This is a genomic window from Neobacillus sp. SuZ13 (assembly GCF_030123365.1).
Taxonomy (GTDB): Bacteria; Bacillota; Bacilli; order Bacillales; family Cytobacillaceae; genus Neobacillus.
This window is the reverse complement of sequence record NZ_CP126107.1, coordinates 3,237,274-3,264,054: the sequence shown is the minus strand read 5'-3', so window position 1 is coordinate 3,264,054 and position 26,781 is coordinate 3,237,274. Positions and strand designations below refer to the sequence as shown.

Sequence of the window (26,781 nt, the reverse complement as noted above, 5' to 3'; positions counted from 1 at the left end):
AAAAAGAGTGTCTCCAGACACTCTGTTTTTTTTTTGAAAAAAATCTGGTGCTTGTTTACTAATTACCCACTAGAAAACTTAATGTAAGAAATTATGTCATATGGATTGTTTTAATATGTTGAAGATTGATAAAGACCGGATCTTCCTTTGGGCCAATTAATTCCACAAAATTATCCTTAATCGCTTTTACCTTTCCGATAACATTTTCATTTTCCGCGATATTAAAGACGATCAATTCCCCAGTCAACTTTTCAATTTGAACTTCAAATGATCTTGCAAAGGTAATATTACTTGGATTCACTGGCAGATTTGCGTTACTTAGACCGTATGGACGTTGATTATTTGTGTATGGGATTAACCATTTTAAATGGTTTAGGGAGATAAACATGGTTTTGTAAATTGGCGAATAGAAAACAAAATAATTATTCATAATACTAATGATATAACCATGTAAAGCCTGATTACTGGTGACATATATTTCTGTAAAAATCCCTTTGGCGGCTGTTAATGTTTTTCGCAATGAGATTTCTTCGTTATTATTATAAATAGGTGCTGGTTCGTCATTAAGGGAAATTCCATCGAACTTATTAATTTCATCTTGGGTTAAATATCTCCAGTTTTGGCAATGTATAGCAGGAATGTAAAGGTAGTCATATCCATTAAAAATAACCCATAAATCGCTGCCTACATCAATAAGTAATCCTTTAATGAATTTCTTCCCTGAAATCTCTAATTTGATATATTTACCGATATTATCTTTCAACTTCATATACTCACATCCTTTCCTTTGTTTTCCCATTTACAAATAGAGGAGGGCTGAAAACACAATTAATCGATATCTTAGATCCTTTGTTTTGAAATGCCCACCTCATATTTGTATAGAGTTTTGGGGGTCTTAGCAGGGGAAATTTGGGGAATAAACAAATACTTTTATTCAATTTTCCATTTATATTTCATAAATTTAAAATCTAGTTGCGCGATTGTTTCTGTTAGGCCATCCTGCAAAAGGGAAAGCTCTTTGGTTGTCAATATTTCCTGGTTCACCAGCAAAACGAAGGACCTTCTGTTCTGGCTCTTTTTGTTTCCATACATTTTGGCTGTTATTTGTAGTTTCAGCTGGTACTGTTTGTTCTTTCTTCTTCGATGCTAAGTTTTGTGAAGCGGCAGAATTTGCTGTCTCTTGTGTTTTCGTTGTTCTTACTTCATTCAGTTGAATTTTAAACGGTGGTGCTGGATTATTTTCAGTATTTACAATAGTTGCTGTTTCTTTTTCTGATTTCATTCCCACTGATTGATGGTTATCTTTTGTATTGCTCCACTTTGTTTCTTCAGACTTATTATCCTTAGTTCTCATTTCAACGGATGATTTTGAAGAGTCCTTTTCACTTTTGTGAGATTTTTTTGACTTAAAGATATTTGTAGGAATTTCATCCTTGGTTTGAACCATTGTAGATTCAATTTTAATTGGCTGTGACCAGACCGTAGTGTTATTAGGTTCGATTACCTCTAACTTATCAGTAACCTCTTGCTTCACATCACTTTTTTCCATTAATGATGGAGATTTAGCAGAATCGCTGCTGTCTTCCTTTGAGAACACGTCTAAATAATTTACTGTAATGTTCTCACTTTTTTTGGATGATGAATCAGATTTATTCTTTGATTTGTTTTCACTTTTTTTGGAAGATGAATTAGATTTATTCTTAGATTTGTTACCACTGCTTCCGGTTGATGATGATGATGAAGTTGATGATGATTTTTTCTTAGATTTGTTACTACTGCTGCCGGTTGATGATGATGATGATGATGATGATTTTTTCTTAGATTTGTTACCACTGCTTCCGGTTGATGATGATGAAGATGAAGATGATGATTTACTCTTAGATTTGTTACCACTGCTTCCGGATGATGATGATGAAGATGAAGATGATGATTTACTCTTAGATTTGTTACCACTACTTCCGGATGATGATGATGAAGATGAAGATGATGATTTACTCTTAGATTTGTTACCACTGCTTCCGGATGATGATGAAGATGATGATGATGATGATGATGATTTTGAATTGCTTTGCGAACTAGCATTAGTTGATTCCGCGTTTGTTGCTTGGTCATTAATGTACCCTTTTAAAATATTAGTAATTTGGTTTAATTTTATTAAGATTTTTTCTTCTCCATCTATAAGTGTTGCAAAATCTTCATCCACCACGCTCACTATGCCACTAAATTTTTGTTTATTTACGCATAGAACAGATACCCAAGAATTTTTGAAGGAGTTTAACACCTCAGTTAAACTTTGTGTTCTTAAAAAATCGGTTGTTGTTTCTTCACTCTGAAATAGTTTCGTATTTTTTGTGATGGCTTGAATCTGTTCAAAACTATAATAAAAGACATAATTATTTTCGTCTTCCATGATGATGTGATCTCTCTCTACACCAATCAGTTTACCAGTAACCATCTCCTCACCTATATATAGATTTACATTGTAGCCTAATAATAAATCCAATGAGGATGAGATTTTATCTAAACCCATTTAAAAGTCCTCCTTAGAGATAACCATATCGCTTCTCTAATGAGAAGCGATATGGTTTTTATTTTTTCTTGTTTTCGCTTTTACCATTACCTTGTGCTTCAGCCTCTTCTTCTTCAGGCTTTTCAATTTTTAATCCGTAGCTAATATTTTTAATGTGGAACATCGAGAGGCGTACGATTTCTTCTTTATTGATTAAAGAAACATAATCATTATTTACTTCGCCCAATACACCTTCTAATTTCTCTGGACCTCCACGATTAATTTTGACCCATTGGTACATTAAGGAAGATAACATCCCCTGAAAATTATCTGCTTTTTTAAAGTCGAATTCTTCAGGAACCTCAATATCGAAAGTTAACTGATCCTTTGCATTCTCCGTTACACTTTTAATATGATGTGTGCAGTAGTATACAACACCATCATCTTCTGTAAGAAGGACGAGATGGTCATCATAAACATCCAATAATTTACCTATTCTTGATTCTGGACCACCACGATCAATCTTAACAATTTTACCCACTAAAGACTTCATCATGTCTCTATTCATAAAAATCTTTTCCTCCTTCAAATTAATAAACATTTACACTGCATCTATATGTATCACGGTATGATGTTGTACTAATAAAGTAGCCTTTTTTTCCTGTTTTAGAAAAAAATAGGCAAAAAAAAAGTATATGATTAAATTTCATATACTCTTCACTTTAAAAAATGATTTTAATTCTTTTTTTAGATAAGCATTTCTTTTTTTTATAAAATTAAAATAAACCTTTTTTTCTTGTTCAAGGGTATCAGCTGTAGAATTTACAAACGGATCTAGACTAATGTGTGGTTTTAAGGTTTCGAATAAGCCATCAATTATAGGTTTTTGAACATCCAGAGTAAAATCGTTTTCTAGAATACTTGTTAAAATTTCATTATAAAGGTTTCTAAATTGTGGAAAGTGGAAAAGTCTTGCAGAAAGTGTGTTATATCCAGTTAATGGAACATAGTCATAATCAAGTTTTCTTCCGTGAAGATTTCTTCCCCAGGTTCCATCATAATCCCAAGGAGAAATTTCATAAAGCCCTGTTTCACTATTTTTATATAATGCATAATTATGGATAAAACCATCATAATTTTGAACACATACCGCTCCAGCTACCCATCTTAAGTATTTCTCTATATCCAATACTTTTGGAATTTCTTTTGCAAAATCTTCATTATTTAACGCATTAATCATGGCAATAAAGTTACGTAAATCATGAATATCCTCTTGATCTCCGTATTTTAATGTGTATCCTTGATCCAACCTTTTTTTTATTTCTTTTTTCTTAGTTAATAAGGAGAAATTTGCTCGATTGTTGGTTGCATAAATAATAGCTCCATCCGGCAATTTTCTCTTTTCCAGAAGATATTGATCAAAGGATTCAATTTCTAAGTAAATACCCTTTTTATATCCATTGATATACAACATAACATGCTGCGAGTGTGGAGAGATGACGCCTATTCGATCAAAGAAATCAAGCGATAATTTATTCCTGCTTAATGATACGTCTGAAAATTCTGCATTGAGGTGAATTTCATGAGCCCCATTAACCTTGAACGGCTTTTGAAACACTATGCGATAGGATTTTTTTTTCTTATCCCTTATTACGTTACCTCGATAAGCTACTTTAATACTAATACGATCTTCACCTATTTTTAATATCGCTGGTACTAATTCATCATTCCAAATGTCGTTATCCAATTTTCTTAACCACTTGGGATTAATTAAAATTTCATATTTTAACACTTGAATTCTCCTAAGTCATATTTTTTCTAGATATATGCATCCACACAAGCGAATGTGTGAATAACTTAAAAAATATCAGACTAAAAAAATATATGATTGTCTATGTCAAATAGATGAAATCATCATAATCTGAAATAGAAAAGAAAAAATGTTTAGGAAAGTGGTGGGAAAATGGTACTAAAGCTTGATATTGAGCATTTACTTTCACAAGCTAAAGAAAATGGTTTATTTGGCTTTTTAGATAACAATCCTGTAGGTAAAAAAGAGAGCAGCAATAAGTCAACGTCAGATAGTACAGGATCTGCCAGTGGAAGCACTGTTTGTAACACGGGTAGTAGCACCAGCGAAAGCACTGGTAGTAGCACCAGCGAAAGCACTGGTAGTAGCACCAGCGAAAGCACTGGCAGTGGCACCAGCGGAAACACTGGCAGTGGCACCAGCGGAAACACTGGCAGTGGCACTAGCGGCAGCTCAAGCAGCAGCAGCAGTAGCTCAAGCAGCAGTAGCTCAAGCAGCAGCGGCAGCTCAAGCAGCAGTGGCAGTTCAAGCAGCGGTGGCAGTTCAAGCAGCGGTGGCAGTTCAAGCAGCGGTGGCAGTTCAAGCAGCGGTGGCAGTTCAAGCAGCGGTGGCAGCTCAAGCAGCGGTGGCTCAGGCAGTAGTAAAATACCAAAAGGTTTTAAAGGATTTAAAGGATTTAAAGGTCAACAAGGCAGCAGCGGCAGCAGTTCTGGTAGCAGCAGCTCAGGTAGCAGCGGTAGTTCTGGAAGTGGAAGCACAGGAAGCAGCACTGGCAGCAGCACTGGTAGCAGCACTGGCAGCAGCACTGGCAGCAGCACTGGTAGCAGCACTGGCAGCAGCACTGGCAGCAGCACTGGCAGCAGCACTGGCAGCAGCACTGGCAGCAGCACTGGCAGCAGCACTGGTAGCAGCACTGGTAGCAGCACTGGCAGTAACACTGGCAGTAGCACTGGCAGCACCTCAAGTAGCAGCACTGGCAGTACCTCAAGTAGCAGCACTGGCAGCACCTCAAGTAGTAGCACTGGTAGCACCTCAAGTAGCAGCACTGGCAGCACCTCAAGTAGCAGCACTGGCAGCAGCTCAGGTAGCAGCACTGGCAGCAGCTCAGGTAGCAGCACTGGTAGCAGCTCAGGCAGCAGCACTGGTAGCAGCACTGGCAGTGGCACTGGCAGCAGCTCAGGCAGCAGCACTGGCAGCAGCTCAGGCAGCAGCACTGGCAGCGGCTCAGGCAGCGGCTCAGGCAGCGGCTCAGGCAGCGGCTCAGGCAGCGGCTCAGGCAGCGGCTCAGGCAGCAGCTCAGGTAGCAGCTCAGGTAGCAGCTCAGGTAGCAGCTCAGGTAGTAGCAATAGTAAAATACCAAAAGGATTTAAAGGAATTAAAGGAATTAAAGGAATTAAAGGATTAAAAGGACAACAGGGCAGTTCAGGCAGTTCAGGCAGTTCAGGCAGCTCAAGCAGCAGCAGCAGCGGAAGTTCTGGCAGCAGCAGCACTGGCAGCAGCAGCACTGGCAGTAGCAGCACTGGCAGTAGCAGCACTGGCAGTAGCAGCACTGGCAGCAGCAGCACTGGCAGTAGCAGCACTGGCAGCAGCAGCACTGGCAGCAGCAGCACTGGCAGCAGCAGCACTGGCAGTAGCAGCACTGGCAGTAGCAGCACTGGCAGCAGCAGCACTGGCAGTAGCAGCACTGGCAGCAGCAGTAGCTCTAGCAGCAGCGGCAGCTAAGGCAGCAGTGGTGGAAGTGGACCAAAAGGTTAAACGCATATTTATAAGCGACCGATACTTAAAGAGTATCGGTTTTATTTTTAATTAATTGATACATAAACAAAACAAAAAGCATTAGCCAAGATGCGTTTTTTTCTTAAAATAGGTAAAAATATAGGTCGATTTCTAAAAAAAATTTCTAGTTAAATGCTGATTTATCGATATACGAGACATTCGTTTAGAACAAGCATTCATATTAGGACGTACTATGAAGCAAAGGACAAGATAAAAAACGGAAAATCATTAAGGAACCTTAAGTGAAGGGAGTAAATAAATTTTTATGTACCATCAATCGACGATAATTATCACCATCTTTGCTTTTATCCTGACAATGGTCCTGATCTTTATCCGTCCCAAAAATTTAAACGAAGCAATTCCAGCTGCATTAGGGGCCATTCTCGTTTTTCTAAGTGGAAGCGTTTCGATCGGAGATTTACTTGACATAAGTTCAAAGGTTACTGGGGCAGCAATTACTATTATCGCGACAATCGTTATGGCGATCGTACTCGAAAGTTTTGGCTTTTTTAGTTGGACAGCTGCTTTAATGTTAAAGCTCTCAAAGGGGTCCGGTATACGATTATTTTGGAATACCTTATTACTTTGCTTTTTAATGACTCTATTTTTTAACAACGATGGAAGTATATTAATAACAACACCGATATTGATTTTAATCTTAAATAATTTGAAGTTAAAGAACCGGCAGAAGATTCCATTCTTATTAAGTGGTGCGTTAATTGCGACTGCCTCAAGCGCACCAATCGGTGTAAGTAATATCGTTAATCTAATTGCATTGAAAATCATTGGTATGGATTTGTATCTTCAAACGGAAATGATGTTTGTTCCTGGAGTACTAGGATTACTATTTTTATCCTATCTTTTATACCTTGTATTCAAGAAAGATATTCCAACAGAAATCCGCTTCCACTCCTACTCAATCCCACTGCAAAAAAACCGCCCATACCATCCACTCCAACAAGGGTCAGAAAGCTTATTTGACCAACAAAAGAAACTCATGATCTATATGCTTATCTTCGTTTTCCTTGTAAGGATTAGTCTTTTCGTCGCTTCCTTTATTGGCATCTCAGTCTCCTTGGTTGCTGTGTGTGGTTCTATAATCTTATTGATTTGGAGATGGGTTTATTTAAAGATAAACCCAAAAGACGTAGCAGGAAAAATACCGTGGCATATATTAATCTTCGCCTTTAGTATGTATGTCATCATCTACGGATTACACAATATTGGATTATCCCAACTTCTATTAAGCTATTTAAAACCAATTGTTAATGGCAGTTTGTTTCATGCAAGTTTAACCATGGGGGCAATCACTGCCTTTCTCTCAAATATCTTTAACAATCATCCAGCCTTAATGATATCCACTTTTGCCTTGACCGATATGGAACTAACTCCGTTATTAACAAAAACCGTATACTTATCAAACATCATTGGAAGTGATATAGGGTCGCTAATCCTTCCAATCGGTACTCTTGCAACACTCCTATGGATGCATATTTTAAAGACGAATAAAATAAGAATAACATGGTTGGAATATATTAAAGTTACCATTGTTGTTATCCCTGCAACATTGGTCTTCACACTCATTAGCTTATACTTATGGCTATTACTAGTATTTGCAGCATGATAAAACAGGACTCATCAGTCGATGAGTCCTTTAAAAAATTACGATATGCACGACTTTCCGGATAAAACGAAAGAGAACGAAGCCCAGATATACCCCCAATAAATTTAAAATCAAATCGTCAATATCCATGCTGCCGCGATGGAATATAAATTGTAAAACTTCAATGCATGCAATCATCAGTAAAGCAATAAATAATGTCTTCCATTGAGAAAAACGTTTCATTCTTAGGAATAGTCCATACGGAATAAACAAAACAATATTTGCTGCTAGATTATAAAAAGCAATTAACCAGTTTACTTTACCTGACAAATAAAATATAAGGGTAGTAAAGGGTACAAGGTTGATTGATTTATAGATTTGATCGGTAGGTCGTAAAAATAATAAAATCACTAGTGCAATCGTGTATAGAGTTAAAAAGCTTAAAAATATCGGGTAAGGAATATGAATCTTTTCCTTTCTGAGCAGTAAGACCCAGAATCCGACTATACAGATAATACAAAACAGGATAACAACCCATACAATTGCGTGTAAATAGGAAACTAAATGAATAAAGACAGGAGATAAAACCATAAAAAGTCCGAATGAAATCATTAAAGTTAAAGTTAATGTTTTTTTCACTTACCTTATCCTTTTTGATAGTATTCTGCCATTATTTCCTCAGGGACCATACTCCCGCCTGTAGCCCAAACGATATGAGCTGCATTGCTCATTTTATTCAAAAGATCTTGTTTTTTTAAATAATCGATTGCCTTACTAGATAAGAAAGTGGGCCCAACCATGCCTGCTAGCGCGGAAGGTTCAAGATAAATAGCCTCCGTATCAACAAGGTCTTTTAACAGTTTGTATAAATGATCGTCACTAATCGTATAACATCCACTTAAAAAAGGTTCGATGATTTTCCCCACAAATCCTGAAGGCCTGCCGACCGTAAGTCCGTCCGCATCTGTGACATTATCAATCCCAACATCATGAACAGAAATTTTATCATGTAAACCGGTCATTAAACGCGTCGGTTCTCCAAAGAAACAGTGAACATTATCCTTAAACAGTTGCTTCAAACCAAAAGCTACTCCTCCAGGTCCTCCACCGACACCACATGGCAGGTAAACGAATAACGGGTGGTTTTCATCGACTAAGATTCCTAACGATTCTAATTGCTTCTCTAACCGCGTTGCAGCGACAGCGTATCCTAAAAATAAATCATGGGAATTTTCATCATCAACGAAATAACATCTAGGATCTGACTCAGCTTGGATGCGGCCTTGCTCGACGGCTCGGCTATAATCCGCCTCATATTCTATAACCGTCACATTTTTGCTGCGAAGTAAGTCCTTTTTCCATTGCTTTGCGTCCGCGGACATATGTACCGTTACGTTAAATCCTAATTTGGCACTAATGATCCCAATACTTAATCCTAAATTTCCAGTTGAACCAACAGCAATGGAATACTGTGAAAAGAAAGAGCGGAACTCTTCATTAGCTAAAATGGAATAATCATCTTTAATGGTGAGCAATTGATGTGAGAGAGCCAAGTTTTCTGCATGTTTAAGGATTTCATAAATTCCGCCTCTGGCCTTTATGGATCCTGAGATCGGCAGGTGACTGTCACACTTTAATAATAATTCACCTAAAATGGGCTGTTTGAAATTGTGAGCCAATTTTTGTTGCATTGCAGGGATTCTTACTAATGCTGATTCAATTATACCATTGGATGCTTTTGTTTCCGGGAAAACCAAAGCGAGGTAAGGGGCAAAACGATTTAATCTTTCCTCCGCATCCTTAATATCCTCAGCAGTAAGGGGAGATTTATCAATTCCTTGTTGGGCTTTTTCTAAGTTTGGATTCACCCAAAATACCTGATCTAATGATTGGAGTTGTTCTAACAATGAAAACTGGTTACTTTTAAGCCATGTTTCGATATCCATATCGTAATTGAAACCTCCTGTCGTTAAATTGAGAATTAGAATTATTTTAACACATGACTATTTTCTAAAAAATGTTTAGTAGTTGTCTTTAACACTTATTTGACTTTTGAATATTATTTAAATAAAAGGCATGTGAGGGACATGTATTTAGTTGGCTTTTACTCTCCAAAAGCAAAATCAGGTGTCACCGAATTGGCTTTATCGATTTATAACTGGCTTAAATTAAATACAAATGCTTCTGCAGCATTTATTTCATACGGGACCTTAGAAAAAGAAGTGACATCCAATGAGCTCGTCCATGAATTTTCAAAATTATCTTTAACAGAACAAAAACGAAAAGTGAAATTAATGAAAAATGAATATGATATCATCATTTATGATGCTTCAAGTCAGCTGTCTGAGGGGGTTTTAAAACTTTTACCGATTGTTGACCGCTTATTTGTGGTTGGTGAGGAACATACTGAATTTGCTGTTAAACTGCAAAAAATCATTCAGTTTGATAAAATTTTTGATAAAAGCGTCAAAAATTTTATTACCCACTTACGAGGCAGTAAAACCTTTATTATCCGGGAAAATAAAGAAGATCGAGTGATTGGCTTTAAATATTCCAAAAATGAAACTAATACGATCGGGCAGATGGTTTACACGGATTATGTGACGCGCTATATCGAAGAAAAATTAATTGATAAAAACATTAAAATTTTTAAAAAGATATTAAAAATCCCTAAGAAAGAGTTATACAAAGGCTTACACGAATTAGGTATTGATTTTGAAAAAGCGCTGCTCTTTCACGAATATGTCTTTCTTCGGGAAGCATTAGGCCAAAAATATGATGAAGCAATCGAAAATCTCTTCCCGCTATTAATTAATTCCACCTACAAAGAAATCTTCGAAAAATTTCAACTCGAAATTAGTTTTATCAAAAAGATAAAAACATTATAATCTCAAAAAATACAGAGTAGATGGATTAACTCTGTATTTTTTTGTCCTATAGAAATTGTTATGCATGGATTTTACCTGAGGTTAAATGTACAATCTAATAGGTGAACGTAATTTTAGATAAAATAATAGGTGGGAAAAAGAATGATTGCAAAGACCGAAGAAGATTTTAATGGCTTGAAAGAAATCGGCAGGATTGTAGCTGCCATCCGCGATGAATTAGTGCAAAGGGCGGTACCTGGGGTTACCACTCTTGAGCTCGATAATATAGCAGCTGAGTTATTTAAGAAGGAAGGAGCTATTTCTGCTCCAAAAGGTGAATACGATTTTCCAGGCTATACATGTATAAGTGTAAACGAGGAAGTAGCACATGGAATTCCGAGTGGTCGAGTGATCAAAGAAGGTGACTTGGTAAATATCGATGTTTCCGGTTCAAAGAACGGTTATTTTGCTGATACAGGTATCTCAATTGTTGTTGGAGAAGGGGAAGAAATTCTAACCAAAATTTGTGAGGTAGCAAAGGAAGCCTTTGAAGCTGGTCTAAAAAAAGCGAAACCTGGCTCAAAAATAAATGGAATGGGTAAAGTTGTTTACCAAACAGCAAAAAATCATGGCTTAACGGTGATAAAAAATTTAACTGGACACGGAATTGGACGAACAATTCACGAAAAACCTGAATATATTTATAATTACAATGAAACCTCGGACAATGGATTGTTAAGGGAAGGGATGGTTATTGCCTTCGAACCATTCATCTCAACCCATGATGAAGAAGTGTTTCAACTTGATGATGGCTGGACGTTTGTGACAGAAAAAAGCTTTGTGGCACAATACGAACATACGTTAATCATCACCAAAAACGGACCAGTCATATTAACACGATAATGATAAGTAAGATATAGAAATTTATTCAGTTCTATATTTTACTTTGTAAACTTACAACCACATTTCAAACCATTACGTTGACTGTATGGTTTGGAATGTGGTATATTTGTATTAATATTTATTTGAGAAGGGGTGAGTAATTTGGGGAGTTGTATCGAATTGGTGAAATAGCAAAATTGAAGAATATTTCTAAACGGACAATTGATTATTACACCCAAATAGGCTTACTAAACCCTATTCGGACGGATTCTAATTATCGATTGTACGGAGAAGAATGTATTAAGATTTTGAATATGATTGAACACTATAAGAATCTTAATATGCCCCTAGAGGAAATAAAGTCTTCAATTGAATTGATTAAATCAGACAATACCATTGATAAACATAAAGTTGAAAAACATTTTGAACAGATTGCTAGTATTATGCAGCATCTAAAAGAAGAAATTCATGTGATGGAACCGATTCTTCAAAAATTAAACGAACAACAAAAAGAAAAGTTGGTAAATAGATTATCATCGGAAGGCGTTACATTGGCTCAAACATTATTAGTACTGTTTAGCTAATTTTGTTGATAACTATTTTGCTAGAAAATAAAACAAAATCAAAACACGTAAAAAAACAGGAGGTGTATTCCTTACTTAAATATTTAAGTAAGGAGACCATTGATAATTAGTAATCTACTAATAATAGCAATTTTAATTGCTTTTACAGCATTTTTTGTAGCGTATGAATTTGCTATTGTTAAAATCCGCGGTACACGTATTGATCAACTCGTTAGCGAAGGGAACAAGAATGCGATCGCGGCAAAAAAGATCGTCTCAAATCTAGACGAGTATTTATCGGCATGTCAACTAGGAATTACCGTAACAGCTTTAGGGCTTGGGTGGTTAGGAGAACCAACGGTTGAGCACATTCTTCACCCCTTGTTGAGTTACTTTAACATGCCTGAATCCATTTCGAGTATCACTTCTTTTATCCTTGCGTTTGCATCCGTAACATTTATTCATGTTGTGGTAGGGGAACTAGCACCTAAAACCTTTGCCATTCAAAAGGCAGAAACGGTCACTTTGATTTTTGCAAGACCGATGATGCTTTTTTATAAAATTATGTATCCATTTATTAAAGCTCTAAATGGTTCTGCTCGTTTAATCGTTGGAATTTTTGGATTAAAGCCTGCTTCAGAGCATGAAGCCGCACACTCAGAAGAAGAACTTCAAATAATCATCTCTGAAAGCTACAAGAGCGGGGAAATCAATCAATCGGAATATAAATATGTTAACAATATTTTTGAATTTGATAATCGAAATGCCAATGAAATTATGGTGCCTCGTACGGAAATTGTCGCATTTGATATCTCACAATCATTAAATGAATGTCTTCAAATTGTGACGGAAGAAAATTATACAAGGTATCCTGTCATCGATGGTGAAAAAGATAACATCATCGGTATGGTAAATATGAAAGAAGTGTTTACCGAATATATCAAAGGGAAAAATGTTGAAACATCGATTCAGGAATATATTCGTCCAGTCATCCAAGTGATTGAATCAATTCCAATTCATGATTTACTCCTAAAAATGCAAAAAGAACGTGTTCATATGGCGATCTTAATGGATGAATATGGCGGTACTGCCGGTTTAGTCACTGTCGAAGATATTCTTGAGGAGATTGTCGGTGAAATTCGCGACGAATTTGATGCGGATGAAGTACCAGAAATTAATAAAATTAGTGAAAACAAAACGATTGTAGATGGTAAAGTGCTTATTGATGAAATCAACGACTTATTTGGGCTTGATCTCGAAAATTCAGATATGGATACCATCGGCGGTTGGATCTTATCTGAAAAAATGGATGTTGTAGAAGGCGATAAAGTTAGATATGACAATTATGAATTCAAAGTCCTTGAAATTGACGGTTACCATATTAAATCACTAGAAATTTTAAAAATAGCTAAACAAGAATCCATCGCTTAACTAACACCCTCTTGTCTAATCAAGAGGGTGTTTTTTATACAATCATAAAAAGCTGCCCTAAAAAGGAGATTAATCCTCATTCTTTTTAGGGCAGCTTTTTTTCATTTTATCGATAAATCTACCTACAATCTGTAAAAATCTTTACAAAACCTTTATAAAATTCATAAATATTCAAAATCTTTTACAAACTCTTCACCCGTCCTCAACAGCAACTTCAAATTATGTACCTATACTTTACGTATGGGCTGGCAAGTCTCATTATCAATAAATCTTTTGGGGTGAAAAATTTGTGAGTACTGAAAAAAGCTACAATTTCTACCAAGATTATCTAATGGTATCCTCATCCAAACTCACATTATCAAAGAATGTGGAACAGTATCTCTATCTAAAAAGAGCGTATGACATTTTCCTTGCAACCGTAGGGTTAATTATTGCATTGCCAATTGTTCTTTTATTTTCGATCCTCATTGTGCTCGAAACACCTGGTTCTCCATTTTACGTACAGGAGCGAATGGGTAAGAATGGAAAACGTTTCATGATGATGAAGTTACGATCGATGAGAATGGATGCAGAAAAAGAAGGGGCAAAGTGGGCAGAGGTAAATGACCCTCGTGTTACAAAAGTGGGAGCATTCATCCGAAAGACTCGCATTGATGAGCTGCCTCAATTGGTTTCTGTTTTAAAAGGAGACATGTCCATTATAGGGCCAAGACCCGAAAGACCATTCTTTACAGCGAAATTTAATAAAGAGATAAAGGGATTCGAAAATCGGCTGATTGTAAAACCTGGCCTTACAGGTCTAGCCCAGGTTAGTGGGGGATATGATATGTCTCCAAGAGAAAAACTTCAATACGACCTGGCATACATACAAAATTTAACCTTCTCACTTGAAGTTAAAATTATTGTGAAGACGATCAAAGTGATTTTCACAGGTGAGGGAGCACGTTAATGAAGGCGGGAAGTATATGTCAGTCATCAGAGAACAATTACATAAAGGCGTTAAATGGACGGGAATTTCTACACTTATGATAACAGCCATCCAAATTATCCAGTTTGGGTTACTTGGCAAATTAATGAGTATTTCCGAATTCGGATTAGTAGGAATGATTACCACGATTGTAGTTTTTGCCCAGATCTTATTGGATCTTGGTTTTGGCTCAGCCGTGATTCAAAAAGAAGAGGTTTCTGCCCGTGTATTGTCATCCCTATTTTGGATAAATGTGGTAGTAGGTGTTGGCTTGTTTATGCTCTTATTCCTCTTTAGCCCACTGATCGCGACATATTTTCATCGAGTTGAATTAATCGAACTTATTCGAATCTTGGCCGTGATGTTTTTAATCGCTCCGGTCGGGCAGCAATGCCAATATTTGTTGCAAAAAGATCTTCGATTTAATTTACTAGGGGCCATTGAAGCAGGGACAACATTCATCTCTTTTTTAACATTAGTGATTCTCATACTTACCATTAGTCCGATTTATGCCTTTGTTATTTCACAAGTCGTTCTGAATTCATTAAAAGGCATTCTTTATTTTATCTGTTATCAAAAGAAATGGCGGCCCTCTTTCGTATTTGATTTGTCGGAATGCAAAGAATACATGGCGTTTGGGGCCTTCCAATTAGCTTCCCGGTTAGTCAATCGAATGGGTTCCAATCTTGATGTGATATTAATTGGCCGATTTATGGGCGCTGAGGCACTTGGTATTTATAATCTGGCCTATCAGATTGTGACCATTCCAGTCTTAAAGATTAATCCTATTATAACGAGGGTTGCTTTTCCGGTTTTTTCAAAAAGCCACCAAAATCAAGTTTTATTAACTGATGGATTCTTACACATGACTAAACTGTTGAGTCTAGTTTCGTTTCCCATCTTAATGGGTCTCACCGCCGTGTCCAATGTGTTTATTTTAACTATTTTTGGACAGAAGTGGCTGGACGCAGTTCCAATTGTGCAAATCATGGCAGTCGTAGGCATTCTTAGGGTTTTAATGAATCCAAATGGATCAGTTATTTTAGCCAAAGGAAAAGCTAATATAGCTTTTTATTGGGATGCCGGCGTATTGATTCTCTATGGTGTTTCATTATGGTTAGCAGTAATGACGGATAAATTAGAAGTGGTTGCTTGGACTTATGCAGGAGTTAGTCTAGTGAACTTCTTAATTGGAAGATGGTTATTGAACTGGTTGATACAGCTCCGTTTTCGGCAATATCTTCAGGCTATATCGATACCATTTTTATTATCTTTTCTCATAACGGCTGTCGCATTTGGTTTAAAAAAGGTATCTAGCTTTTATTTCCCTCAATCCAGCATATGGCCGCTAATTTTTTCCGTGGGCATAAGTGCGATTGCCTATATTTTTCTTTTATATAAGGTTTATCCGGCTTTTTTCTTAAAGATCGTAAAAAAACAAATAAGAGGGCAAACATAATGAAAATTTTATGGATTACAAGTGTATATCCAAGTGACGAAAATCCTGGGCAAGGTGTTTTTCATGAAACTCAAGTTCAAGCATTAATCCGTTTAGGCGTAGAGGTTACGGTGATTTGTCCTATGCCGCGTCATTCAACCTTGATTAAGTATGTAAAAAGACAATACCGAGCAAATAAGGAGATGCCATTTAAGTATGTCCGAAAAGGAGTAACGGTCTACCGACCGCCATATTTAGCTATTCCGGGCCAACTCAGATGGTCTCAGCCGGATAAACGGATTGCTGCTGCCATTTTAAATACAATGTCTGATTATGATATAGAGCCCGATTTAATTCACGCACACTTTGCAATGCCGTCTGGAGGTGCAACGAAAATTGTTGCAGAACAAAAAAAGCTGCCCTGGATTTTAACGTTACATGGCAGTGATGTAAATATATATCCCTTTTATAGTGCAAGTGCGAAAAAAGCATTCGAACAAACGGTCCAGTCGGCAAATCTGGTATTGGCAGTAGGTGACAGCCTCAGGAATAAAGCAAAGGAGTTAACAGGCAGAGATAGTATGGTAATTCCTATCGGGGTTGATCTATCACGATTTAAACCTCTTGATGAAACCAAAACGCAAATAAGGAGACGCCTTCAACTTCCAGAAGAAAAGAAGATTATTGTTTTTATAGGAAGGTTAACACAAGCAAAAGGAGTTTTTGAACTTGTTCATTCACTTCAATGGCTGTCAAACGATGTAGCGATTTTGTTTGTTGGCGATGGACCAGCTAAAGATAAATTAAGGCAGCATTCCGATTTCAATAGACGGTTGTTCCTAATCGGGCAAGTTGAAAATGAAAGAATAAGTGATTATTTGCTTGCTAGTGATCTTTTTGCTCTCCCATCTTATACAGAAGGGATGCCAACCGTTGTCATTGAAGCCCTAGCTCTTAAAGTACCTGTGATTTGTACTTCAGTGGGAAGTGTCCCAGAGTTATTTGGTGAGCATCGTTCGCTTTTAATCGAAAGTAAGTCGGTTTCAAGCTTAGTAACTCGAGTAAACGATATTATAAGCAGAAATCTTTTTACACCGCAGGTTCAGCATGATCTCTATAAACATATCCAAAAAAACTACCATGCTGATCGTAATGCGGTTTTGTTAAAAGCTGTCTATAAACGGACGATAGAATCTATTTATTCAACGATTTAGTAATAAGAACTGGAAGGATTGATAAGGATGAAAAAAATAGCTGTTATTGGAACTGGTTATGTTGGCCTCGTTTCAGGTACATGTTTTGCTGATTCAGGCAATCAGGTTACTTGTTGTGATATTGATCAATTGAAAATTAATGATCTCATAAAGGGAATCATGCCAATTTATGAGCCAGGATTAAAAGAACTGGTCCTCAAAAATGTCCGGAAAGGAACACTTACATTTAGCGCTAATATCAATAAAGAAATCCAGGATGCTGATGTCATTTTTATTGCAGTCGGGACACCAATGACATCATCAGGTAAAGCTGACTTAACGTATATAAAGCAAGTTGCTAAATCGATTGGTGAAAATTTAAATGGTTACAAAGTAATTGTCACCAAAAGTACAGTTCCCGTCGGTACTGGAAAATTAATAGAATCCTTGATTAAAGAATACGACAACGGAAACCATCTTTTTGACGTCGTCTCCAATCCTGAATTTTTAAGAGAAGGTACAGCGATTAAGGATACGATGAATATGGAGCGCGCAGTCATTGGCACTACGAGCGAAAAAGCTTATCAAATAATTGCAGAAATTCATCAGCCCTTCACAGCAAATATAGTAAAAGCCTCGATAGAAACAGCCGAAATCATTAAATATGCTGCCAATGCATTTTTGGCTACTAAGATTTCTTTTATTAATGATATAGCGAATATTTGTGAACGGGTTGGAGCTGACGTTACAAAAGTGTCCGCAGGCATTGGTCTAGACAGCAGGATTGGCAATAAATTTTTACAGGCAGGAGTTGGATTTGGCGGATCCTGTTTTCCTAAAGATACCGCTGCACTTCTGCACATTGCGGAGGATTGTGGCTACAATTTCAAATTAATCAAAGCAGTGATTGATACAAACGAAGGGCAAAGGGTGCAGCTGGTGAAAAAATTGATACGCGCATTAGGTTCCTTAAATGGAAAAACCATTAGTGTACTAGGATTAGCGTTTAAACCAGATACCGATGATATTCGTTCTTCTCCTGCTTTGGATATTATTCCTTACTTAACAGAGCAGGGTGCTGTTGTTAAGGCATATGATCCAATCGCGATCGTAGAAGCAAAAAAACAGATCGGATATCAGTGCACCTATTCAGAGGATATATATGAAACCATTCGGGATACAGATGCTTGCATGATCTTAACTGATTGGCAGGATGTAAAAACATTAGATTTACCTTTAGTAAAGCAATTAATGAATCAGCCTCTGATGGTGGATGGCCGAAATCTCTTTGACTTAGAGTTGATGAAACAATATGGATTTACGTACCTTTCCGTTGGAAGACCAGCCATCCAATCAAAATCTATTAAATCAAAGGCAATATAGGAGGTTTTTCTAATGAGTAGAGTAATAGTTACTGGCGGTGCGGGATTTATTGGCTCCCATATAGTAGAGGAATTACTTCAAAATGATTTCATAGTTACAGTGATTGATAATTTTTCTACAGGTAGACAAGAAAACATCGATCACTTACCTATTGAAGTATATAACCACGACATTACCCATCCTAGTGTCATTGAATTAATTGTTTCTCTTAGTCCTGATTATATTATTCACCAAGCGGCTCAAGTAAGTGTGGCCGAGTCTGTTAAGGACTTTCTATTTGATGAAAAAGTAAATATTAAGGGATCGCTGCACATTATAAAAGCAGCGATTGAATCAAAGGTGAAAAGATTTGTATTTGCTTCGTCTGCAGCGGTGTATGGAAACCCGGTTTCATTGCCTGTTACCATCTCACATCCAACTCAGCCGGAATCACCATATGGACTTACAAAGTTATCTGTTGAAAATTATTTAAAAATGTCTTGTGAACTGTTTCAACTGCCATATAGTATTTTGCGCTATAGCAATGTATATGGACCAAGACAAGACGCAAAGGGTGAAGGGGGAGTTGTAGCTATTTTTTCAAATCAACTTACCGAAAACAGAGCACCAATTATTTATGGAGATGGAGAGCAAACGAGAGATTTTATTTTTGTTAAAGATGTGGCAGCTGCAAATGTAAAAGCACTTCATGCAAAGGAAAATATCTGTGTTCAAGTGTCATCTGGCACATGCATTTCTATTAATGAGTTGTTTGAAACGATGAAAGAAGCTGCTGGTTCCAATCTGTACCCAATCTATAAACAAGAACGTCCAGGCGATATTCGACATAGTATTCTTGCCAATGAAGAAACAAAAGCAATACTAAATTGGGAGCCGTCTATCAGTCTTTACGAAGGTTTACATGAGACCCTGCGGTTCTCAAAGGATAAACAACCACTATCACTAAATGGTTAATTTGAAAAAGGAGAAGGAAGTTTGATGCAAAGTAATCCACTAGTTAAACCAGCAACAGGTGTGTCAGCTTTTCTCTTAGTAGGATTTGCCATTGCCTATTCACTTGTTGAAATGCAGATAGAAATGATGATTTTTCTTGGGTTATGGATGATTATCATTTTTACATTGCTTGTAAGAATCAAAGTTATTAATAAACCGCAATTTCCCACCATTATGTATTTATTAGTCATGACAACATTTCTTAATCAATCAGTTCTAAACATTCATGTTGGATTTTTTAGCATATTTTTGTATCGCTTGGTTCTGATCGCAGCAGTTATAGTCTTTTTGTTTCATGCAATGAAAGAAAGGAATCTTCCTCAATTTTGGAATCAAGTAAATGTAAAAGGGATAATGCTTTTTCTACTGTTTTGGATGGCTTATGGATCGGTATCACTACTTTGGGCAAAATCAATTATAGAGGGTATTAAGTCGTTAATTCTTTTGGGTATGGGAATAATGTTTGTCTTTTTGGCCGTCTTTACCTTTAGAAAAATGACTAGTTTGTTCTTGTTTTATGGAATCTGGATGTTTATGACAGTCTTTTTAATGGTGATTGGATTGATCAATCATTTTGCTCACATCCAGCTGCCTACCTCAACTTTGTATGGAGGTCCTGAGTACAAGCTGTCATTTCCAACATCTGTTTTCTTTAATCAGAATGATTTTGCCACGTTTCTTACTATATCTTTCTTTTTTTATCTATCTTTAACAAAGAATAGTAAATATGTATTTTTGAAAACAACCAGTTTACTTCTGGCCATTATTTGTGTGTATCTCATTTATTTGACAGAATCACGGGCAAGTTTGCTCGGTGTAATGATTGGATTACTTGTTTATATGTTTATCCTTCTTCCGAGATTTTTAAAGAAAATAGCCGTTATTATCGGATCAACCGTATTTCTATTGAGTACGATTGTATTTTTCGGCAAGTTAGTCGATTTGTTTAACGCTTCAACCATTAATCTTAGTAACGGAATGCTTCCATCTAATATAGCAAGATTAAATTTACTGAAGAATACCCTTCACTACATATTAGATAGCTTCGGATTCGGGGTGGGAGCAGGCAATATCTCATTCTATTTAAAAAACGAATCCATCTATCCAACTAATCATGTTGTAGAAGTTCATAATTGGCTTGCGGAAATTATGGGTAATTTCGGAATTGGTATTTTACTTGGTTACATAACTATGTATGCCTATCTTTTCATACGTCTTTACAAATTTTATAGAGTTGGAAGAAATAGAAACCAAAAAGCATTACTTGAAGCGTGTATGTTGGGGCTAATTGGATTTGCTGTTTCGAGTATCAGTCCGAGCTCTATTAGTAATCTATTTTTTCATTGGGTATTTCTAGGATTAGTTATTTCGACGGTTTCTGTGCTTAAAGACACAAAAAATCAACATCAACAAGAAAAATCCTACTAAGGAGCAAGGTTCAAATGGGACATATGATTCAACGTTTAAAAGAAAGAATGAACAAATACTTCTTAATATTATTAGCAACTACCATATTGCTGGGCGTAATTGGATGGCTTCTTCCCGTGGGACAAGAGAAATCAAGTTATACATTAGAAACAACCCTTACCTTAGGAAACTATGATAATCCAGATTTAAATGATCCTAGAAGTGTAATCATTTTGCTAACTGAAACCCCTTTTGTTGAAGAACATTTGAATGATCTATGGGAAGAAAAGTTTGAGCAAATTGGTACGAATTTACAAGTTACTGCAGGTCCGGGTAAGATAATTAACCTTTCGTATACAGATCATTCAGAGGAAAGCACCGCCAAAGTACTAAACAAAATTACACGTGCCTTTATGAAGCTCGATAAAGAACAATTCGATAAAAAACAGAAATTCATTCAAGACTATAAGAAAACCATAACGAGTGAAGAAGTAGGTCCTGAGGCAAAAGCAGACCAGCAACGCTTCATTTATGAACTTAATACAGCTCTATTTGACATGAAACCAGCCAAATTATTAAAACCCGCTGATATAAATGCAATAAATACTGAAAATAGAGCCTTCAACTCAAAGGAAAGAGCAGTATTAGGGATATTATTGGGCGTAACATTAAGCTTTCTATGGATCGTTTTTCCCGTCATTTTCAAGGAACAGTCATTTGAATAGGAGGTTATTTTATGAGCCCACAGCAGCCACTGATCTCGATAATAACACCTTCATATAATGCAAGTTTATTTATCGAGCAGACAATCAATTCTGTAAGAAAGCAAACCTATCAAAACTGGGAAATGATTATAGTCGATGATTGTTCTTCTGATAATACACCCGATATATTAGAACGTTTTAATAAAGAAGATGATAGAATACATGTCATTTATTTAACTCAGAATGGCGGGGCAGCTGTTGCCCGAAACACAGCTTTACAGCATGCAAAGGGCAGATATGTAGCATTTCTTGATAGTGATGATTGCTGGAAACCAGAAAAATTACAAAAACAACTTTCTTTCATGCAAACTAACAAATTTGCTTTTACATTTACCGGTTATGAATTAGTAACCAATGAGGGAGTACTGTTAAATAAACAGATATCTGCCCCCGAGCAAATTTCCTACAATGATATGTTAAAGAATACGATTATTGGATGCTTAACAGTCATGATTGATCGAGAGATGGCAGGCGATATTCAGATGCCTAACATACGAACAAGACAGGATTTAGCTACCTGGCTTTCCATATTAAAAAAAGGGATCAATGCATACGGATTAAATGAAAATTTAGCGGAGTACCGAATAGGAAATCCATCTATTTCAAGAAACAAGTGGAAAGCAGCAAAGATGAATTGGTTTGTGTATCGTAAAGTTGAAAAGCTAAATGTTATGAAAGCTTTTTGGTGTTTTTCTCATTATGCCTTTCATGCTGTACTAAAAAGAATATAAAAAGGGATGGGACAAATGAAGAGTATCCATATCATGGTGGCAACAGGGGAGTGGGCACAGGACCAGTTACGGTACCGAAGACACCGGCTTGCTGAATTCCTACAGAATCATCCTGAAACAAAAGAGGTCATCTGGTTATGTCCGACGCCGACACAAAAAAAGGAGCCGTTCACTAGATTGTCAAATGGAATAAAACAATGGACGATTCAAGATGTATTACCACATAAAGTGTTTCGGTTTGGACGCTATATTGATCAATTTCATAAAACTAAGCTGCAGCCATTATTTCAATATTTAAAAGAAGCTCAGGAAAAGTATACTGTTAATTTATGGTATACTTTTCCTGGATTCCCATTACTTTCAGACAGCTTTTCTTGGAATACAGTTATTTATGATTGCAGTGATTTATGGACTTCTCCGATCAATGGGAAAACCTCAATCATAGCAAATTTTAGAAAGAACATCATATCCAGAGCAGAAAATCGAATTATTCAAAGGGCAGATAAGATCACATGTACCTCTGAATATCTAAGTACGAGAGTAGTAGAAAAGGTAGGTTCGAAGGAAAAGGTGTTCACCTTTGAAAATGGGGTAGAATTTGATATGTTTGCTAAAAATCTAACACAAATGACGAATATTCTGCCTGATAATTTTGACGGAACGGTTTTAGGATTTATTGGAGGAATTAAACCAAAGTTAGATTTTGATTTAATTAAGGAAGTAGCACAAAAAAAACGAGAGTGGCTTTTTCTATTTGTAGGTCCAGATGGTACGAATGATCATCCAAAATTTAAAGAATTATTAACTGAGAGGAATGTTATATGGACTGGGAGTGTCGCACCTTGCGATGTCCCCAAATATATGAACTTAATTGATATAGGAATCATGCCATACAAATCCTCTCAATATAATCAAGCTGTCTTTCCATTAAAGTTATTTGAGTTTTTGGCAGCGGGGAAGTCGGTTCTTGGCATGCATTTGCCCTCTACGAAAAAATATGCTGAGGAATCTATTTATGCTCATTTAGACACCAATAATACGAACCAATTTATTAAGATATGCGAACAATTAGAAGGTACTATAAATGATGAAATTCTTATTAGCAGGCGAAAGAAACTTGCTAAATCAAAAAATTGGAACGAAGTATTTGAGGACATGTTTTTATTAGTTTAGTTTAGAACAACCTAGTAAGTTTTCAACCAAAGAGGCCCAAAAGGGTTTCTTTTTTTGTTTATTAATCAGTGGTGTAAGGCATGGATATGGCAAAGCTGCGGAAATTTAGGTGAATGTGATTAAATGAAAAGATACATCTACCGCAAAATAACCTCTCAATGTCTATTAGATTTTGATTTAAAAAAAGAGTAATAAAAAATCCGAATAAAGGCTGCTGAAATAAAAAACAAAAACAGAATATTTAGAAAATTATTCATACAACTACCTCCCAATTTGAAAATTACTTATTAAAATGAACCATTGATTAGGAATTGCTATAGTTACATTTTATCCAGTAAATACTAAGAAATAGTTGAATGGATGTTAACCTTTTGTAAAGTATTGTTTTTTTTATTTTATAGAAAGTGTCGGCTGTTTAGTACTAGTTCCAAATACATTTTTATGGGTTCTTTATTAAAATTTATACCATAATAAGGGCAAAAGAAGGGTGAGAACCCGTTTGTCCGATTTTCCGCCGAAGTCTATAAAATAAAACCCAATTTATCCTTCATGGGAAAGCACCATTCCTCAAATAGCGCTTGTTCTTGGAGCAGTAATTTAAATTTACTACTTTTTTATAGGCAGATAGAGCCACCGAAAATTCGGTGGCTCTTTTAATATCCTCTAAAAACATATTCTTCTTTAGGCGCAGAAGTAGTCGACCAATCTGTACCTTTTTACAGATGAATTCCATTTTAATTTCGATCTTAATTGAAGCCTTACCGTTTGTAACTTAATGTCCTTTTAACCATATTGTAAATCTAGAAAAAGTATAAAGAACATAAAAAATCCATTCCTGAGCGTACAAGAATGGATTTAATCATTACCAAGATTTCATAGGGGTCCTTGGTATGTACTTAATATGGATTAAAGTTACGAAAGTAATACAATTAAATTGGCACTACGAATACCCTTAAAAAAATTTTGTCATACTATTTTTACGGGTATCTTTAAGCAAAAAAGTGGAGAAACGGATGAATCTTTTCTATGTTCGTATACTATAGTAGAGCGGACAAGTTTAGTGTTTTGATGTACCAGTGTTTTTTTATGATTATAAAAATGGAATTGTACTAAAAATCTAACAAAATGATTTAGGGGGTATAATAACTTGGAAAAGCGTAAAATGGGTATTGCAATATCGCTTTTGCTTGCAGCTGGAACGCTTTTAGGTGCATGCGGAAAAAATACTAACAACACAAAAAACAATACACCTACTGGTGGAAACAAAGCAAAAGGATTCTCAGTAGGAATGGTTACTGATATTGGAGGTATTGATGACAAATCATTTAACCAATCTGCTTGGGAAGGTCTTCAAGCTTTTGGCAAAGATAACAATTTGACTAAAGGTAAAGGTGGATATGATTATCTTCAATCCACTTCTGATGCTGATTATGTGACAAATTTAAATACCCTTGCACGTCAAGGTTTTGATTTAGTATTTGGTATAGGATTCTTAATGCAAAGTGCAGTAGATGAGGTTGCAAAACAACAAAAGGATCATAAATTTGCTATTATTGATTCTGAAGTTAAAGAGCCAAATGTTGCAAGTATTCTTTTTAAAGAGCAAGAAGCAGCTTTCCTTGCTGGGGTTGCAGCAGCACTAACAACGAAGACTGATCATATTGGCTTTATCGGAGGTATGGAAAATGCTGTAATTGAACGTTTCCAAGCGGGTTTCTTAGCCGGTATAAAAGCTGCAAAACCTTCTGTAAAAGTTGATGTTCAATATGCTGGTGCTTTTGACAAATCAGAGGTTGGTCAAAATATTGCTTCTAAAATGTATTCTACTGGGGCGGATGTAATCTTCCACGCAGCTGGAGGCACTGGTAATGGGTTATTCAAAGAAGCAGTGGATTTAAAGAAAAAAGACCCCAACCGTGAAATTTGGGCTATTGGTGTAGACCGTGACCAAAACGACATGGGTCCTGATGTTGTTCTTACATCTGCTCTTAAGCGTGTTGACGTAGCCGTACAAGATACTGCTCAAAAAGCACAAAATGGTAATTTCCCTGGTGGGAAAAATATACTTTACGGATTAACTGAAAATGGTGTAGGTTTATCTCCTATTAATGCTAAGGCTAAAAATAAAGATGCTATTGATAAAGCTGTTACTGATTGGATAGGTAAAATTAAGTCTGGAGCTTTAAAAGTTCCTGGAACTCTTGCTGAATTAAAAACATTCAGCCCTAAATAATAAAGGCTAAGAATGTAGCTGATTTGATTAGCATCTAATTCCTTGATTACAAGAAAATAATTTAGTCTAATGCATCTGTAAAAACGGCTGAGCAAAACAAAAAGCAATGCAATATACCCAAATAAAGGGTAAAGGCATTGCTTTTTCTATGTCCTTTTAAGAAGAAGGTGTTACTTTTTCTCTGACAGCCATTTAGCTACAACCGTCACATCTCCACCTGAAATAACTCCGGAAGGCCTTTTTAGGACCCTGGTATACGAAAAGAATTCAATCTTTATGGCGGTGCTGGTGCATTAGGTGCTCAACTCGATGATTTCAATGGTGATTTCTTCGATCAAAGCGGTTTAGACTTCTTACACGGTGCTACAATTCACATTACGCAATTAGGAGATCGTCCTATTGCTAATAACAATGTACCTCATCATGTTCCTTCTTGGGGTAAAGAGTTCAAAGATTCGTCCGTTCACAATGCTAACCGTGCTTTATTAATAAAAGCACAAGGTGCATCATTTCCATAGCAAGATAACTATATTGATCTAGACCTTACTTCTAAAGATGCATTCGGTGATCCAGTACTTCGTATGACGTTTAACTGGAAAGATCAAGATCGAAACCTAATGAAGTTTATGGGTGAGAAATCTGCTAAAATTATGAAACAGATAGGTGCAAAAGAAATCAATATGGGTGGAGCCGATATCAAAGATTATGATATTCGTAACTATCAGTCTACTCATAACACTGGTGGAGTTATTATGGGTGCAGATCCAGAAACTAGTGCACTTAATAACTATCTACAAATGTGGGATTGCGAAAACGTATTTGTTCCAGGAGCAAGTGCATTTGCACAAAACTCTGGTTACAACCCTATAAACACAGTTGGTGCTTTAGCTTATAGGGCAGCTGAGGGTATACAAAAGTATTTGAACTGAATTTACCACTTTTTAGATTTCTTTCGATGAAACAGGTAAATTCTACTACAAAACATCTGTTCGTTTTATAGAAATAAATATTTAAAGTGAACCTATTCGTTCAGATTTTTGTTTGGTCATACTTTAAAA

General features: G+C 36.3%; 23 protein-coding genes and 1 pseudogene. 17 read left to right on the top strand and 7 right to left on the bottom strand.

The window, feature by feature from the left end; genetic code table 11:
* Positions 1-91: 91 nt before the first annotated feature.
* From QNH17_RS16045 to QNH17_RS16030, 4 genes are all read right to left on the bottom strand, one after another.
* Positions 92-769: a DUF2642 domain-containing protein gene (locus QNH17_RS16045; protein WP_283873491.1), complete on the bottom strand. Its 678-nt coding sequence runs from the start codon at positions 767-769 to the stop codon at positions 92-94.
* Positions 770-961: 192 nt separating this feature from the next.
* A complete protein-coding gene (locus QNH17_RS16040; RefSeq protein ID WP_283873489.1) occupies positions 962-2,530 on the bottom strand; it encodes a hypothetical protein in 1,569 nt (522 codons plus the stop codon).
* 58 nt (positions 2,531-2,588) lie between these two features.
* Positions 2,589-3,077, bottom strand: coding sequence for a hypothetical protein (locus QNH17_RS16035; protein WP_283873488.1), 489 nt, complete (start codon positions 3,075-3,077; stop codon positions 2,589-2,591).
* Between the two features lie 138 nt (positions 3,078-3,215).
* Complete coding sequence (locus QNH17_RS16030) at positions 3,216-4,301, bottom strand: CotH kinase family protein (RefSeq protein ID WP_283873486.1); 1,086 nt, start codon at positions 4,299-4,301, stop codon at positions 3,216-3,218.
* Positions 4,302-4,608: 307 nt separating this feature from the next.
* Here QNH17_RS16030 and QNH17_RS16025 point away from each other — a divergent pair, with 307 nt between their 5' ends.
* Positions 4,609-5,724, top strand: coding sequence for a hypothetical protein (locus tag QNH17_RS16025; RefSeq protein ID WP_283873485.1), 1,116 nt, complete (start codon positions 4,609-4,611; stop codon positions 5,722-5,724).
* 44 nt (positions 5,725-5,768) lie between these two features.
* Here QNH17_RS16025 and QNH17_RS16020 read toward each other — a convergent pair whose 3' ends face one another.
* Positions 5,769-6,080: a hypothetical protein gene (locus QNH17_RS16020; protein WP_283873484.1), complete on the bottom strand. Its 312-nt coding sequence runs from the start codon at positions 6,078-6,080 to the stop codon at positions 5,769-5,771.
* Between the two features lie 280 nt (positions 6,081-6,360).
* Here QNH17_RS16020 and QNH17_RS16015 point away from each other — a divergent pair, with 280 nt between their 5' ends.
* Positions 6,361-7,719 (top strand): arsenic transporter, encoded by a 1,359-nt coding sequence (locus tag QNH17_RS16015; RefSeq protein ID WP_283873483.1) that lies wholly within the window; start codon positions 6,361-6,363, stop codon positions 7,717-7,719.
* A 30-nt stretch (positions 7,720-7,749) separates the two neighbouring features.
* On the opposite strand, the gene QNH17_RS16010 is transcribed toward QNH17_RS16015, so the two are convergent.
* Positions 7,750-8,337: a VanZ family protein gene (locus QNH17_RS16010; RefSeq protein ID WP_283873482.1), complete on the bottom strand. Its 588-nt coding sequence runs from the start codon at positions 8,335-8,337 to the stop codon at positions 7,750-7,752.
* A gap of 5 nt (positions 8,338-8,342) precedes the next feature.
* Entirely contained in the window at positions 8,343-9,644 is a 1,302-nt protein-coding gene (locus QNH17_RS16005; protein WP_283873481.1) for a D-serine ammonia-lyase, read from the bottom strand.
* Between the two features lie 141 nt (positions 9,645-9,785).
* Here QNH17_RS16005 and QNH17_RS16000 point away from each other — a divergent pair, with 141 nt between their 5' ends.
* The 15 genes and pseudogenes from QNH17_RS16000 to QNH17_RS15930 all read left to right on the top strand — a co-directional run.
* A complete protein-coding gene (locus QNH17_RS16000) occupies positions 9,786-10,586 on the top strand; it encodes a hypothetical protein (RefSeq protein WP_283873479.1) in 801 nt (266 codons plus the stop codon).
* Between the two features lie 141 nt (positions 10,587-10,727).
* Positions 10,728-11,468: a type I methionyl aminopeptidase gene (gene map, locus QNH17_RS15995; RefSeq protein WP_283873477.1), complete on the top strand. Its 741-nt coding sequence runs from the start codon at positions 10,728-10,730 to the stop codon at positions 11,466-11,468.
* A gap of 149 nt (positions 11,469-11,617) precedes the next feature.
* Positions 11,618-12,031: a MerR family transcriptional regulator gene (locus tag QNH17_RS15990; RefSeq protein ID WP_283873476.1), complete on the top strand. Its 414-nt coding sequence runs from the start codon at positions 11,618-11,620 to the stop codon at positions 12,029-12,031.
* Between the two features lie 99 nt (positions 12,032-12,130).
* Positions 12,131-13,441 (top strand): hemolysin family protein, encoded by a 1,311-nt coding sequence (locus QNH17_RS15985; protein WP_283873475.1) that lies wholly within the window; start codon positions 12,131-12,133, stop codon positions 13,439-13,441.
* A 289-nt stretch (positions 13,442-13,730) separates the two neighbouring features.
* Positions 13,731-14,390, top strand: a complete 660-nt coding sequence (locus QNH17_RS15980; RefSeq protein WP_283873473.1) for a sugar transferase — start codon at positions 13,731-13,733, stop codon at positions 14,388-14,390.
* Positions 14,391-14,406: 16 nt separating this feature from the next.
* The gene (tuaB, locus tag QNH17_RS15975) at positions 14,407-15,867 is read left to right on the top strand and encodes a teichuronic acid biosynthesis protein TuaB (RefSeq protein ID WP_283873472.1); all 1,461 of its coding nucleotides are present in this window, start codon (positions 14,407-14,409) and stop codon (positions 15,865-15,867) included.
* Entirely contained in the window at positions 15,867-17,060 is a 1,194-nt protein-coding gene (tuaC, locus tag QNH17_RS15970) for a teichuronic acid biosynthesis protein TuaC (RefSeq protein WP_283873471.1), read from the top strand. Before tuaB ends, tuaC begins: the two co-directional genes overlap by 1 nt.
* A 27-nt stretch (positions 17,061-17,087) precedes the next feature.
* A complete protein-coding gene (gene tuaD, locus QNH17_RS15965) occupies positions 17,088-18,422 on the top strand; it encodes a UDP-glucose 6-dehydrogenase TuaD (protein ID WP_481858527.1) in 1,335 nt (444 codons plus the stop codon).
* 12 nt (positions 18,423-18,434) lie between these two features.
* A complete protein-coding gene (locus QNH17_RS15960) occupies positions 18,435-19,376 on the top strand; it encodes an NAD-dependent epimerase/dehydratase family protein (protein ID WP_283873469.1) in 942 nt (313 codons plus the stop codon).
* Positions 19,377-19,400: 24 nt separating this feature from the next.
* On the top strand, positions 19,401-20,843 hold the full coding sequence (gene tuaE, locus QNH17_RS15955; RefSeq protein ID WP_283879521.1) for a teichuronic acid biosynthesis protein TuaE: 1,443 nt from the start codon (positions 19,401-19,403) through the stop codon (positions 20,841-20,843).
* A 14-nt stretch (positions 20,844-20,857) separates the two neighbouring features.
* Positions 20,858-21,547 carry a hypothetical protein gene (locus QNH17_RS15950; protein WP_283873467.1) on the top strand — a complete coding sequence of 230 codons (690 nt, stop codon included), beginning with the start codon at positions 20,858-20,860 and terminating at the stop codon, positions 21,545-21,547.
* Between the two features lie 11 nt (positions 21,548-21,558).
* Positions 21,559-22,317, top strand: a complete 759-nt coding sequence (tuaG, locus tag QNH17_RS15945) for a teichuronic acid biosynthesis protein TuaG (RefSeq protein WP_283873465.1) — start codon at positions 21,559-21,561, stop codon at positions 22,315-22,317.
* Between the two features lie 6 nt (positions 22,318-22,323).
* Positions 22,324-23,490, top strand: coding sequence for a teichuronic acid biosynthesis protein TuaH (gene tuaH / locus QNH17_RS15940; protein WP_283873464.1), 1,167 nt, complete (start codon positions 22,324-22,326; stop codon positions 23,488-23,490).
* 1,147 nt (positions 23,491-24,637) lie between these two features.
* The gene (locus QNH17_RS15935; RefSeq protein WP_283873463.1) at positions 24,638-25,723 is read left to right on the top strand and encodes a BMP family lipoprotein; all 1,086 of its coding nucleotides are present in this window, start codon (positions 24,638-24,640) and stop codon (positions 25,721-25,723) included.
* Between the two features lie 260 nt (positions 25,724-25,983).
* Positions 25,984-26,652 (top strand): annotated as a pseudogene (locus QNH17_RS15930) (GMC oxidoreductase); the annotation flags it as partial.
* Positions 26,653-26,781: the final 129 nt, after the last annotated feature.